This is a genomic window from Mycobacteroides immunogenum, from assembly GCF_001605725.1.
GTDB lineage: Bacteria > Actinomycetota > Actinomycetes > Mycobacteriales > Mycobacteriaceae > Mycobacterium > Mycobacterium immunogenum.
Window position 1 is genome coordinate 4,124,046 of sequence record NZ_CP011530.1, and the last position, 12,512, is coordinate 4,136,557.

Annotated in this window: 13 protein-coding genes; 6 read left to right on the top strand and 7 right to left on the bottom strand. The window is 65.7% G+C overall.

Annotation, left to right across the window (positions count from 1 at the left end):
• Positions 1-41 precede the first annotated feature (41 nt).
• The gene (locus ABG82_RS20485; protein WP_043077726.1) at positions 42-1,064 is read right to left on the bottom strand and encodes a PucR family transcriptional regulator; all 1,023 of its coding nucleotides are present in this window, start codon (positions 1,062-1,064) and stop codon (positions 42-44) included.
• A gap of 107 nt (positions 1,065-1,171) precedes the next feature.
• Between ABG82_RS20485 and ABG82_RS20490 the strand changes: the two genes are divergently transcribed.
• Genes ABG82_RS20490 through ABG82_RS20500 form a run of 3 tightly spaced genes read left to right on the top strand, consistent with a single transcriptional unit; the run spans position 1,172 to position 4,825 of the window.
• A complete protein-coding gene (locus ABG82_RS20490; RefSeq protein WP_043077727.1) occupies positions 1,172-2,782 on the top strand; it encodes an acyl-CoA carboxylase subunit beta in 1,611 nt (536 codons plus the stop codon).
• 17 nt (positions 2,783-2,799) lie between these two features.
• Positions 2,800-3,096, top strand: coding sequence for an acyl-CoA carboxylase epsilon subunit (locus ABG82_RS20495; protein WP_043077767.1), 297 nt, complete (start codon positions 2,800-2,802; stop codon positions 3,094-3,096).
• Positions 3,062-4,825 (top strand): Maf family protein, encoded by a 1,764-nt coding sequence (locus ABG82_RS20500; RefSeq protein ID WP_065212775.1) that lies wholly within the window; start codon positions 3,062-3,064, stop codon positions 4,823-4,825. The genes ABG82_RS20495 and ABG82_RS20500 overlap by 35 nt, the downstream gene beginning before the upstream one ends.
• Here the strand turns inward: ABG82_RS20500 and ABG82_RS20505 are convergent.
• A complete protein-coding gene (locus ABG82_RS20505; protein WP_043077729.1) occupies positions 4,822-5,478 on the bottom strand; it encodes a TetR/AcrR family transcriptional regulator in 657 nt (218 codons plus the stop codon). The two genes, ABG82_RS20500 and ABG82_RS20505, sit on opposite strands and share 4 nt — an antisense overlap.
• Before the next feature lie 70 nt (positions 5,479-5,548).
• Between ABG82_RS20505 and ABG82_RS20510 the strand changes: the two genes are divergently transcribed.
• Positions 5,549-6,259: a dienelactone hydrolase family protein gene (locus tag ABG82_RS20510; RefSeq protein WP_043077730.1), complete on the top strand. Its 711-nt coding sequence runs from the start codon at positions 5,549-5,551 to the stop codon at positions 6,257-6,259.
• Entirely contained in the window at positions 6,256-7,008 is a 753-nt protein-coding gene (locus tag ABG82_RS20515) for a class I SAM-dependent methyltransferase (protein WP_043077731.1), read from the top strand. The genes ABG82_RS20510 and ABG82_RS20515 overlap by 4 nt, the downstream gene beginning before the upstream one ends.
• Here the strand turns inward: ABG82_RS20515 and ABG82_RS20520 are convergent.
• From ABG82_RS20520 to ABG82_RS20540, 5 genes are read right to left on the bottom strand one after another with little or no spacing between them, the layout of a single operon-like run.
• Positions 7,005-8,393, bottom strand: coding sequence for a GntP family permease (locus ABG82_RS20520; RefSeq protein WP_043077732.1), 1,389 nt, complete (start codon positions 8,391-8,393; stop codon positions 7,005-7,007). The two genes, ABG82_RS20515 and ABG82_RS20520, sit on opposite strands and share 4 nt — an antisense overlap.
• Positions 8,390-8,902: a gluconokinase gene (locus ABG82_RS20525; protein ID WP_043077733.1), complete on the bottom strand. Its 513-nt coding sequence runs from the start codon at positions 8,900-8,902 to the stop codon at positions 8,390-8,392. Before ABG82_RS20525 ends, ABG82_RS20520 begins: the two co-directional genes overlap by 4 nt.
• On the bottom strand, positions 8,902-10,164 hold the full coding sequence (locus tag ABG82_RS20530) for an acyl-CoA dehydrogenase family protein (protein WP_043077734.1): 1,263 nt from the start codon (positions 10,162-10,164) through the stop codon (positions 8,902-8,904). The genes ABG82_RS20525 and ABG82_RS20530 overlap by 1 nt, the downstream gene beginning before the upstream one ends.
• Complete coding sequence (locus tag ABG82_RS20535; RefSeq protein WP_043077735.1) at positions 10,161-11,171, bottom strand: phosphotransferase family protein; 1,011 nt, start codon at positions 11,169-11,171, stop codon at positions 10,161-10,163. The genes ABG82_RS20530 and ABG82_RS20535 overlap by 4 nt, the downstream gene beginning before the upstream one ends.
• Positions 11,168-11,422, bottom strand: a complete 255-nt coding sequence (locus ABG82_RS20540) for a hypothetical protein (protein ID WP_043077768.1) — start codon at positions 11,420-11,422, stop codon at positions 11,168-11,170. Before ABG82_RS20540 ends, ABG82_RS20535 begins: the two co-directional genes overlap by 4 nt.
• Before the next feature lie 71 nt (positions 11,423-11,493).
• On the opposite strand from ABG82_RS20540, the gene ABG82_RS20545 reads away from it, so the two are divergent.
• Positions 11,494-12,492, top strand: a complete 999-nt coding sequence (locus tag ABG82_RS20545; protein ID WP_043077736.1) for an LLM class flavin-dependent oxidoreductase — start codon at positions 11,494-11,496, stop codon at positions 12,490-12,492.
• Positions 12,493-12,512: the final 20 nt, after the last annotated feature.

Here is a 12,512-nt window from a genome sequence, read left to right on the forward strand (position 1 = left end):
GCTGTCGAGAATTACGTGCGCGACACCCGACAACTGTCGGTCTAGCCGCCGGCCAGCTCTGTGGTGGACAGCGATACGCGTCGCAGCATCAAGGCGAACGTGGCCAGGAATCGATCGATGGGGTCATCAAGGTTCCAGCCCATCAGCTGCTCTACATGCTGAATGCGTGCCGCGACGGTGCTGTGGTGCAGATGCAGTTCCGTGGCGGTGCGGCGCAGCGTGCCGTACTGGCAGAGCGCCTCCAAGGTGTCCACCTCGACGGCGCCGGCCGCGGTGGACGCGATCTGGTTGATCCGCACCACGTCGTCGATCTCACGTACGCGCTCTGCCGGGATGTCGGCCAGTACCTCTAGCAGGCTGAGCCGTTCATAGGCGATGGCACGCCGGCCGAAGCCCGTGGATGAGGCGAAGCGCAGCGCACGCTGCGCCTGACTCCAGGACACCGGAGCGTCGATGACGGCGACGCTGGACCCGATCCCCAGCCACGGGCCCTGCGCCGAGTGCGGCGAGGCCGGGAACTCGCCGACGATCACGTCGTTCAGGTGATCCGACAGCGTTGTGGTGTTCCCGGTCCCCTGGCATACCAAGGCCCCGACCCGCCCGATGGTGACCGCCCTGATGGCCTGACCGGGTAATGCCTTGGCGAGAATCCGCCGCGCACTCGCCGGTGCGGAGATCGCCAGCACCCGCAGCTCACGCGTGGCGTCGAGCCCCAGAAGACGCGCCGCGCGCGCCCGCTCCTCGGGCTTCGCGTCTCCCGATAACAGCAGTTCGATCAGGGCAGGGTCGTCGATACGTAGCGAGGTAGTCCCCTGGGCGGGGGCCGCCCGGTTCAGCAGGTGACGCAGCCGGTGCAGCAGCAGCTCGTCGGTGGCCCGGGCCGGACCCTCCCGCTCCAGCCATACCGTGGGCTCCGCCGCATCGGACCACCGCACACCCACCGGGCATCCGGCCAGCTCCGCCGCCGCACGCAGCGCGGCCTCGGCATCCGCGGCGTCAAGACGGTCGAAATGGGACACGATCGTGAACACCTCGTCGGCATCCAGTGCAGGCTGTTTGTCCATCTCCTTCTATCTACCGCGATCGGTGGACATCTCTTCGTGAAAATTTCTGAGAACTCTCTAAGGCCCATGCGTGTTCTGCCGGGTGGCGCGCGATAGCATCGGGACCCATGACGACCACCGAGCCCGATATCCACACCACCGCGGGCAAGCTCGCCGATCTGCGTCGGCGCGCCGAAGAAACGCTTCACCCGGTCGGTGAGGCCGCTGTCGACAAGATCCACGCCAAGGGCAAGCTCACCGCCCGCGAGCGCATCTTCGCGCTGCTGGACGAGGGCTCGTTCGTGGAGCTGGACGCGCTGGCCCGCCACCGCAGCACCAACTTCGGGCTGGAGTCCAAGCGCCCGCTCGGCGACGGTGTGGTGACCGGCTTCGGCACCATCGACGGCCGCGACGTCTGCATCTTCAGCCAGGACGCGTCGGTGTTCGGCGGCAGCCTCGGCGAGGTCTACGGCGAGAAGATCGTCAAGGTGCAGCAGCTGGCCATCAAGACCGGCCGCCCGCTGATCGGCATCAACGACGGTGCCGGCGCCCGCATCCAGGAGGGCGTGGTCTCCCTCGGCCTGTACAGCCAGATCTTCCGCAACAACATCGTCGCCTCGGGCGTCATCCCGCAGATCTCGCTCATCATGGGTGCCGCCGCCGGTGGACACGTCTACTCCCCCGCGCTCACCGATTTCGTCGTCATGGTCGACAAGACCAGCCAGATGTTCATCACCGGCCCCGACGTCATCAAGACCGTCACCGGCGAGGACGTCACCCAGGAGGAGCTGGGTGGCGCCCACACGCACGAGAGCAAGTCGGGCACCGTGCACTACGTCGCCTCCGGCGAGCAGGATGCGCTGGACTACGTCCGCGACCTGCTGAGCTACCTGCCCTCCAACAACGCCTCCGAGCCCCCGCGCCACCCGGGCCCCGAGCCCACCGACGGTGCGATCGAGGATCACCTGACCGACGAGGACGTCGAGCTGGACACGCTGATCCCGGACTCGCCCAACCAGCCGTACGACATGCACGAGGTCATCACCCGCATCCTCGACGAGGATGAGTTCCTCGAGGTGCAGCCGGGCTACGCGCAGAACATCATTGTCGGCTTCGGGCGCATCGACGGACGCAGCGTCGGCATTGTGGCCAACCAGCCCACCCAGTTCGCCGGCTGCCTGGACATCAACGCCTCGGAGAAGGCCGCGCGGTTCATCCGCACCTGCGACTGCTTCGGCATCCCGATCGTCACGCTGGTCGATGTGCCCGGCTTCCTGCCCGGCACCGAGCAGGAGTACAACGGCATCATCCGCCGCGGCGCCAAGCTGCTCTACGCCTACGGCGAGGCCACCGTTCCCAAGATCACTGTCATCACCCGTAAGGCCTACGGCGGTGCCTATTGCGTCATGGGTTCCAAGGACATGGGTGCCGACGTCAACGTCGCATGGCCCACCGCGCAGATCGCCGTGATGGGGGCGTCGGGTGCTGTGGGATTCGTATATCGCTCGCAGCTGTCCGAGGCCGCGAAGAACGGTGACGACGTGGACGCCCTGCGCCTTCAGCTGCAGGCCGAGTACGAGGACACCCTGGTGAACCCGTACGTCGCCGCCGAGCGCGGCTACGTCGACGCGGTCATCCCGCCGTCGCACACCCGCGGCTACATCGCCACCTCGCTGCGGCTGCTCGATCGCAAGATCGTGCGGCTCCCACCGAAGAAGCACGGAAACATTCCACTGTGAGCGAGGAAGAGGTAACCGTGACTCAGGGCGACACCGAGACCGGCGAGACCGTAACTGCTGAAGCGAACCCCGGCGAGGAAGGCCGCGTCAAGGCCGCCGACATCCAGGTGCTCAGCGGCAACCCGACCGACGCGGAGATCGCGGCCTTGGTCGCAGCGCTCAGCGCGCTTGCGTCCACGGCCGAGGCCGCCGACCTGAGGCCCCGCAATCTTTGGGCCGAGCCGATCGACATGCTGCGTTACAGCCCATACAGCTGGCAGCGGGTCACCATGTTCGAGCGTGCGAAGCTCGCTCGCCCGCGGGGCACGTACTAGATCGCGGCCCGCAGGTCCTCGCGTGAGCGGCTCATCAGCATTCGTCCTCGCGTCGGCCTCCCCCGCCCGCGCGCGGATCTTGGAGCAGGCCGGGCTGAATCCGGTCATCATCGTGTCGCACGTCGACGAGCATCTCGTCATGGCGACACAGCCCGCGAGTACCCCGCCGCCGCGTGCGGTGGAGGTGCTGGCTTCGGCCAAGGCTTTTGATGTCGCGACAGCCCTGGCCGGCGAGGTGGCCGCCGACGCGGTGGTGTTGGGCTGCGATTCCATGCTGCTGCTCGACGGCACCTTGCAGGGCAAACCGGGCACCGTCGAGGAGGCGCGCCGCCGCTGGGGGCTGATGGCCGGGCGTAGCGCCGAGCTGCTCACCGGACACTGCCTGGTGCGGGTGATCGACGGCAAGCCCGTCGCCCGAGTCAGCGAGACACGTTCGACCACCGTGCGTTTCGGCACGCCCTCGGCCGAGGACCTGGAGGCATACCTTGCCACCGGCGAGCCACTCCAGGTGGCCGGGGCCTTCACGCTCGATGGCCTGGGCAGCTGGTTCATCGAAGGCATCGATGGCGATCCGTCGAATGTGATCGGGGTCAGCGTGCCGTTGGTCGGCCGACTGCTGGACAAGCTGGGCGTACCGGCTTCGTCACTGTGGATACGCCACGAAAAACATGTGCCGCCCAAGCCTTTTCACCCGGACACACCGATCGCCGCGGCACTACCACCACGTATGGTGCCGCTGTTCGACTCGCTGGCACTGATCGGGCCGACCCAGCAGCAGGAATTCAAGGACGCTCAGGGTAATCCGATTCCGCATATGCCATCGGTCAACACCAGCTTCCAGATCGCCTGCAACAACGACTCCTTCGACCTCGGCGTGCACACCAACCGCGGGGCTTGTCTGTGGACCGGCGATTACCTGAACACCGGCGACGGCATCCAGCTGATTCCCGTGGACCCGGCCAGCCCGTCGGTCGCGCTGGGCGGCCGCTCCAAACCTCTTGTGCTGCCTCAAGATGCCGCCCGCGGAGCTCGTCTCTTGCCGACCGGATCCGCGGAGCTGGCGCACCGTTCACTGCTGTTCGCCTCATGCATTCCGTCGCCCGGATGCAGCACCTTCGTGTCGGCCGATACCACGGTGTACGACGTGAGCGAGCCGGGAAAACCCTCCTATCGACCCATCGGCGTCCTGACCGGCATCTCGCAACCGAGCGGTGTCTCGGCACCCGGCCGACGGATGCTGGTGGCCGGCAACATCGGAAGCGGGCCCTGGGCACCGCGTTTCGCCTGGCTCACCCCACCGGCCGACGATCCGGCATTCCTGGACTCGTCGGCCTGGGAGAAGATCGGCGAGATCAAGGGCGGCGGCGATCGCGAAAACCAGTTGTTCGCCCTACCCGCAGGCGGTTTCGGGCTGCTCGACGCGAATGGGTCGGGCGATGCGCACATCGGGCTCAAACTGTTCCGGACTCCGCAGGAGCTGGTCACTGAGCCCATGACGGTGCTCATCCGCAACGACCCGTCCGACCCTCGGCCGGATGATCCGTTCATATCCCGCGATCCGCACAAGCTGCTGCAGCCGTACGGGCCGCAGGTCGTCAACATCACCATGAACCCCGACGGCACCCAAACGCTGTATTTCCTGGTGAGTCAATGGGTTACCGATCCGACCCGCGCCTACCGAACCATCCTGTACTCGATAGTGCTGACACCGCAGTATCTGAGCATTTAGCCCTCACCGAACAATTCCGGGTGGCCGGCGGCATCACGCCAGTCCTGTGGTGTGCCCACCAATGCGAGCGCGCTACGCAGCATCGCCGCACGCACCGCCGCGCGGCCGCTCTGCGGGGTGGACAGATACCGATAGCAGCCCGCCTGCATGCTGGCCAACAACACCCCGAAGGTCTCGTCCGCAGGGGCGGGTCTTCCGCTTGAGACCAACGCCTGCCGCATGACTTCGATAAGACGCCGCTCGTACCCGCTGCGCAACGAACGTGCCGGCGACGACGGGTCGTTTTGTTCGACATGGAAGACAAGCCAAGAGTCACGCCCGCGTTCCGCGGTCTCCAGGTAGACGTCCAGACCCGCGCTGACCTGTTCGATGAGGCTGCCATCGACATTCACCAGCGGCTCCCACTGGGCCAGCATCTGCCGCTGCCCCTCCGTGACCAGTGCCGTGATCGCCTCTGCCACACCGTCGAAGAATGCGTAGAAGGTGGGCTTGGACAGCTCCGCACGCTCGGCGATGCGCGCGACAGTGGTGCCCCGGTAGCCATGTTCGGCATAGATCGCACCGGTGGCCGCCAGGATGCGGGCACGGGTCTGGGCGCGCTGCTCCTCGGTCTGGGGCGGGCGCCCCCGGGACCGCCGGGCATTGACAGACATCGCGCCGGAGCCTACCTTTCATTTAATTTGACGTTAGCGTTAAACAATTATGTCACGGAGGCCTGGCGGCATGACCGACATTCGGATACCCACCCCCAACGGAGAGATCAACGCGATTCTGGAGAAGCCGGAAGGTGACGGGCCCTGGCCGTCCATCGTGGTGTTGCATGACATCAGCGGCTCCACTCCCGACCTGCGCCGCATCACCAGGAACGTGGCCTCGAACGGTTATGTGGCACTGGCCCCCGATCTGTACTCACGTGGCCGTATCCAATGCATCGCGCGGGTCTTGACCAACCTGGCCACGCGGCGCGGCCGGGCTGTCGAGGAGGTGCTGGCCGCACGCGACTACGCGCGGGCCTTGCCATACACCACATCCTCGGTGGGAGTGGCCGGGTTCTGCATGGGCGGCGGTTTCGTGATGATCACCGCAACAAAGGGTTTCGACGCTGCCGCACCCTTCTACGGTGCGATGCCCGGTTCCTACGGAAACCATTTCGAAGGGTCGTGCCCGATCGTCGCGAGTCTGGCCACGCGGGACCCATTCGTGTTCCGCGGTGAACCCCGGCTGCGGAAAGCCCTGGACACCCACGACATCGAGCACGACATCAAGACCTACGAGGCCGGGCACAGCTTCGCCAACCAGCTGCCGATGCAGCCGCTGATGCGCATCGCCGGATTGGGGTACTCCCCCGAGGCCGAGGCACACGCCTGGCGCCGGGTCTATACGTTCTTCGCCCAACATCTGCGCGACGACGACGTTCTCCAGGAGGCCAAATGACCACCGCCATGACACTGGATAGGCTCCGCGAGATCGTCCGGCCCAATGCGCTCAGCAGTGCCGCACACTCGACGGCCGGGTACTTGGATCTGCTGCCGCCGCCCTCGGACCAGCCCCAGCGCGGCGCACAACGGGCCATGAACAACCCGGTGGTGGCCGCGGTCTACGAAGGACCGTGGCGCTGGGGTCAAACCGTTGCCTACACGGGCATCACCCCAGCCGCCGAGCGGCGCCGGGCAGCGGCGGCCCTGCGCCTGAGCAACACCCATCGGCTGCTGGATGTGGCCTGCGGACCCGGCAACTTCACGAAGTATCTGGGTCAACACCAGGGTCCGGACGCCCTGGCGGTGGGGCTCGACTTCTCCGAACCCATGTTGCAGCGCGCGGTCCGGACCAACGCGGCCGACGGCGTCGCCTACCTGCGTGCGGACGCCCGCACATTGCCGTTCGAGGACGGCAGCTTCGACGCGGTGTGTTGTTTCGCCGCACTCTATTTGGTTCCCGAACCCTTCAAGGTTCTCGGCGAGATGATCCGTGTGCTGGCCCCTGGTGGCCGCATCGCGGTGATGACCAGTTGCACACGCGGCCCCGCGCCGCTGCGATCGGCGTCCGTCAGGCTGGCAGCGCTGGGTGGTCTGCATGGGTTCGAGCGGACCGACATCACGTCCGTCCTGGACGGGGCCGACTTTCGGGAAATCGATCAGGAAGTTCGCGGACTGTCGCAGTTCATCAGTGCGACGAAGAGTTAGACAAAGGCGCTGAGCAACAGCACCATCGCAAAACCGACGACCGAGATCAACGTCTCCATCACCGACCACGACTTGAGTGTCTGACCCACACTCATTCCGAAATACTCTTTGACCAACCAGAATCCGGCGTCGTTCACGTGCGAGAAGAACAGTGACCCGGCGCCAACCGCAAGTACCAGCAGCGCCACATGGGTGGTGGACATCTCCGCGGCCAACGGGGAGACGATGCCGGCAGCGGTGATGGTGGCCACGGTGGCCGATCCGGTGGCCAACCGAATGAGCACGGCGATCAGCCAGCCGAGCACCAGTGCCGGAATCTGCCATTTCTCCGACCAGCTGCTCACGGCGTCGCCGACGCCGACGTCGATGAGGGTCTGCTTGAATCCACCTCCGGCACCGACAATGAAGACGATGCCCGCAATGGGACCCAGCGACTTCTCGATGATCCCCGAAACGCCGAGACGATCCAGCCCCGAGGCCTTCCCCAGGGTCACCATCGCCACCAGCGTCGCCGCCAACAGTGCGACCAGCGGGGTGCCGATTGTATCGAAAATCCTCTGTACCAACGATTTCGGATTGTCGATGACGACGTCGGAGAGGGCCTTGGCCAACATCAGCGTGACCGGCAGCAATATGGTCGCCAACACGGCGGCAACGCTGGGTGCCGGCCCCGTGCGCTCGGACTCGGGCGCCGTCGCGGTGGGAATGGCCAACGGCCCCACCCAGCGCTCCGCGACCCGCGCATACAGCGGCCCCGCGATGATCAAGGTGGGGACCGCCGCCACGAGACCAAAGGCCAGGGTGACACCCAAGTCTGCCTTCAGCGCGTCGACCGCCACCAGCGGACCTGGATGCGGCGGCACCAGCCCGTGCAACACGGATAGGCCCGCCAGTGCGGGGATTCCCACCCGCAGCAACGGCACGTTTCCCCGCCGTGCCACCAAGAGCACGATCGGGATCAGCAGCACCACACCGACTTCGAAGAACAAGGGCAGCCCAAGCACCGCGGCGATCAAGGCGACCGCCCACGGCAGCATGCGCGGACTGGACCGCGCCAGCACGGCATCGGCGACGATATTCGCCCCGCCGGAATCGGCCAACAGCCGACCGAGCATCGCGCCCAAACCGATGAGCAATCCGACGCCGGCGATGGTGGAACCGAAGCCCGTCACGAAGGAGCCCAGCAGCTTGTCGAACGGAACGCTCGCGACCGCGGCGAGCGTCCCGGAACCCAACAGCAGCGCCAAGAACGGATGTAGTTTGAGCCGGGTGATGAGCAGAATGATCACCCCGATGCTGAGCACCACGGCGGCAAGCAGCTGAACCTCACTCGAAGTGTGTGGGACCTTCGCCTGTTCGGCCAGCAGCACCAATCCGCCGTTCATGCGCCGAGCTGCCCCAGCGCCTCTGCCACCAATTGCTCCGGCCCGGTGCCCACATCCAGTGCGACTCCTCTCTCGTCGGGTTGCAGCGGCTCGAGAATGTCGAACTGCGAATCCAGCAGCGAGGTCGGCATGAAATGTCCGGCACGATGTGACATCCGGTCACCGACGAGCGACCGGTCACCCGACAGATGCAGAAAGAAGGCGTCGGACCATCCGGTGCGCAGGATGTCGCGGTAGTGCCGTTTGAGCGCGGAGCAGGTGACCACGCCTCCGGTTCCCTCGCGTCCGCGCTCGGCCATCCACTCGGCGATGCGCCGCAGCCAGGGCTCTCGATCGGCGTCATCCAGCGGTATGCCCGCCGCCATCTTGGCGATATTCGCGTCGGGATGGAACTCATCACCCTCGGCAAACGGTGCGCCCAGCCGCTGCGCCAGCAGCCGGGCAACCGTTGTCTTACCCACTCCGGCCACACCCATGACGACTACGACGGGCGGCGACGCCTGTGCCACTAAACCCCCTTGGGTGCCTTCTGACTCATGAAACCGAACATGTACCCGGCCACCCTACGCATCTGAATCTCCTCGGCGCCCTCGGTGATCCGGTAACGCCGATGGTGCCGGTAGATGTGCTCGAACGGCATATGCCGTGAATAGCCCATTCCGCCGTGGACCTGCATGGCACGGTCGGCGGCCTCACAACACAACCGGTTGGCTACGTAGTTACACATCGAGACCTGCTCGGAAACGGAGAACGGACCGTAGGTGTCCATGGACCAGGCGGTCTTGTGAATCAGTGCGCGCAGCATTTCACACTGGGTCTGCAGCTCGACGAGTGGGAACTGAATGGCCTGGTTGGATGCCAGCGGCTTCCCAAAAGGCTTGCGTTCCTTCGCATACTCGACGGACCGGTCGATGCAGAACTGTGCGGCGCCAAGGCTGGAGGCGGCCTGCCTGATCCGGTTCTCATTGAAGAAATGCTGTACCACGCCCAGGCCACGGCCCTCTCCGCCGAAGATCGCGGTGTCGGGCACCCGCACATCGGTCAGCGATATGTGGGCGTGGTCCGTCGGCATGTTGAAGGTCCACAGGTATTCCTCGACCTTGAAGCCGGGGGCATCGGCGGGCACCAGAAAGGCGGTGATACCGCGGCCGTCGCCCGGTTCACCGGAGGTGCGCGCGAAGATCAGGTCGGCATCGGCGACGTGCACGCCGGTGTTCCAGGTCTTCTCGCCGTTGATCACCCAGTCCGATCCATCCCTGACCGCCCGGGTTTCCATGTGCGTGGCATCGGAGCCGTGTTCGGGTTCGGTGATGCCGAACGCGAAGACCTTGGTGCCGCTCGCGAGCCCCTCCACCCACGCGGCCTTCTGCTCGACCGATCCGTACTCCAGCATGAGCAGCAGGCCCACATTGTTGCCCACGATGGCGTGTTCGTTCTGCAGGTCACAGTGCAGTCCCAGGCCACGCCGTGCCAGGTGTTCGCGGATGACGGCCATACCGAGGTTGGATCCGTCCCGGCCGCCGAATTCCGCGGGAAACGGGTACCGAAAGTGGCCTGCCGCATCGGCGCGCCTGCGGGCCTCACCGAGCAGCGCCTCCCACTGTCCGTTCGGCAGACCGCCACGTTCCCAGTCGGTTCGGGAATCTTCGCGCCGGTGATCGAAGAATCGGATGTTGTCATCGACCTGTTCGAGGGGCACGATCTCACGGTCGATGAAGCCGTCAAGCTCGGCCAGGTAATCAACCAGCTCGGCGGGCAGTTCGAAGTTCATCGGGATCCTTCCGGCTGGGATGGCTTGGTCAACATCAACAAGTCCCATTCGATCTCGGGTATCCGCCGGCCACTGGCCGCCATCACGATGTCCGGCACGCTCCCGTCCAAATACGACTTTGCCTGCGCGGCAAGGCCTACGCCCCACCAGAGGGTGCCGAGCACCTTCCACCACAGGAATCGTTCGGTATCGAACGTCCCACCGGATTCCTCGTAGGCCCGCACCAGCACATCCCGGCCCGCAAAGCCGCCGAACTCGCGGTCGTCGAGGCCAAACCGCCACATTCGCAGCGCCGCCCAGCCCACATCGCGCATGGGATCCCCGAACCGGGTGGTGCCTTCCCAATCGAGTACCGCCCGCAGCCCATCCTCGCCGACGATGACGTTGCCATTGCGAATATCGGTATGGACCAGGCATCTTCGCGCGGGTGGCCCAGGCATACGCTCGGTCAACCACGACAGCGTGCGCTGGAACACCGGCCGGCCGGGAAGCAAGTTCGTGACACCCTCACGCATCTGCTCCAACATCACGACAGCGGGGTCGGACTCCGGATCGCCGGGCAGATCGGGCGGCGCCATCGCCGGGTCGATCCCATGTAGGCGGCCCATGGCCGCACCGAGTTGACGCGCCACCAGCTCACCGATGCCCTGGGATTGCACCAGTCGGAGCACCTTGCGTGGCACCGTCTCCCCCGCGATGCGCTCCGAGATCATGAAGGGCGCGCCCAGATACGAGGATTCCGAGCACACACCGCGCACCCGAGGAACCGGAACACCGTTACTGCGCGCCAGTTCACGCACGCCGGCCTCGTTGCTCACCGGTATCTGCTGTACGACGGCGGGCACAATCGTCGCCACCAGCTCCAGAGTCTCGTCCCCGGATGTCGCGTCCAACAGGACATTTCGCCGCCGGGCGCCCGCGGAAACACCGACCACACCCGAAACCGTGAATTGCTTGCCGAACTCGTCTGTCAGGTAACGGGCCAAGCCTTCCGCCAGGTCACTCATTGGCCCTCCCAGTCGTCATACCCGGGTTTGACGATGGCGAGCTCACCGCGCACCGACTGCACCAGCTCTTCCCAGGAAGGGGCGTCGGCAAGAGGCGCCACGGGCATGGTCAGTTCTCGCCGCAGAATCCTGGCGATGTTGGCACCGACACGGGCGCGATGCACCGCGGATGAGGGCAGCTCAGATTGGAGGCCGTCGAGCAGTTCGGCGAGAGCACCCGCCAGTTCCGCTGCGGTCGGAATGAAGGGCACCATCCGTTTGTACCTTCTATGGTGCGTACCACGGGGGAATAGCGAAGAATCGCCGTGGGTTGCTCCAGTTCATGGCGAGACCTTTGTCGATTCTGGATCTGGCGCGCGTGGCGCCGCACGAGACCGTGGCCGAGAGCTTCGCCGCCAGTGTCGACATCGCGCGGCACGCCGAGGCCCTGGGCTTTCACCGGGTCTGGTACGCCGAGCATCACAACATGCGGTCCATTGCCTCCTCAGCGACCAGCGTCCTGATCGGGCATGTGGCCACGCAGACCTCCACCATCCGGCTCGGTGCGGGCGGCATCATGCTGCCCAACCACTCCCCGCTACAGATTGCCGAACAGTTCGGCACGCTCGAAACCCTGCACCCCGGACGCATTGACCTCGGCCTGGGCCGTGCACCGGGGACCGATCAGGTGACACTGCGCGCCCTGCGACACAGCCCCGGCGATGCCGAACATTTTCCACAGGACGTCCTTGAACTGCAGGCATATCTGGGCGAGCAGAGCCGCGTTCCGGGCGTGACCGCGACGCCTGGGCACAGAACGCATGTGCCGCTGTACATCCTCGGATCGTCACTGTTCGGTGCGAAGCTTGCGGCGGTACTGGGCCTGCCCTACGGTTTCGCCTCGCATTTCGCGCCGCCAGCACTGCAGGACGCCGTCGCGCTGTACCGGCGCGAGTTCGAGCCGTCCGAGCAGCTCGACGCCCCGTATGTGATCGCGGGGGTCAACGTGATAGCCGCGGATGATGAGGCCACCGCGCAGGATCAGTACCGTGCCGCGTTGATCGAACGCGCAAAGCTGTTCCTGCACCGCGGCGGTGGGCCCCGCCTTACCGACGACGAGGCCCTCGCGGCACTGGAATCCCCCGCTGGCCAACAGATTCAGGCGATGACAAAGCACTTCGCCGTCGGCACCGCCGATCAGGTAGGGGCCTACCTGGAAGATTTTGCGCAGCTGGCCGATGCCGACGAACTCATCGTGGTGCCGAATGCGCCCGACCGGAAGCTGCAGCTGCGGTCGCTGGAGATCGTGGCCGAGGTCAGCGGCCTGGCTCCGCGCAGCTGAATCCACTTCTGTCACAAGGG